This window comes from Yoonia sp. R2-816, from assembly GCF_046762905.1.
Classification (GTDB): domain Bacteria; phylum Pseudomonadota; class Alphaproteobacteria; order Rhodobacterales; family Rhodobacteraceae; genus Yoonia.
The window spans coordinates 1-749 of sequence record NZ_JBKQXN010000297.1 but is presented as its reverse complement, the minus strand read 5'-3'; the positions used below and the strand labels follow the sequence as shown (position 1 = coordinate 749).

1 pseudogene is annotated in these 749 nt (G+C 56.3%); it reads left to right on the top strand.

The window, feature by feature from the left end:
• Positions 1-17: 17 nt before the first annotated feature.
• A pseudogene (locus ACFWW2_RS17085) lies at positions 18-609 on the top strand (transposase); the annotation flags it as partial.
• Positions 610-749 lie beyond the last annotated feature (140 nt).

The following is a 749-nucleotide window of genomic DNA, read 5'->3' as shown; positions in this document are numbered from 1 at the left end:
ACTGGAGGTTGATTGCGATGATGGGACCGAAGCAGGAAGCGCAGGCGGCCTTGTTCTATGAGTTCTCGCTTGAAGATCACGTCCCGCAAGATCACCTGCTGCGTGCGATTGATCGGTTCGTTGATCTCAGCAGCATTCGCGCCCATCTGACGGATTTCTACAGCCACACAGGCCGCCCATCGATTGATCCGGAATTGATGATCCGCATGCTGCTGGTTGGATACTGCTTTGGCATCCGGTCCGAGCGTCGGCTCTGCGAAGAGGTGCATCTGAACCTTGCATATCGCTGGTTTTGCAGACTGGATCTGTCCGATCGGATCCCGGATCACTCAACCTTTTCCAAGAACCGCCCCTCTCATTGATTGCAACGCAATCAACTGCTGGGCAATGCATGGACGGTTCCGTGACTGCGATCTGTTCCGCCATCTATTTGAGACGGTCGTGGAACGCTGCATGGCGGAGGGCTTGGTTGGCGGCGAGACCTTCGCGACAGATGCCAGCATCATCCAGGCCGATGCCAACAAGCAATACTCAGCGCCAAAGGCGGAATGGGAGACAGCGCAGATCGACCCGGCGGTCGTTCCGCGAGCTGTGCGGGAATATCTTGAGTGTAATCGGCGGAGCAATACTCGGCCACGGTAGCGGCGGCGTTGTGTTGTCGCGGGCGGCGTAAAAGTCGGCCACTTTTGCCCTTTCATTTGATGGGAGGGCATGGGGATATTCACCGTGGAATTGTATTTGAAGGTTCG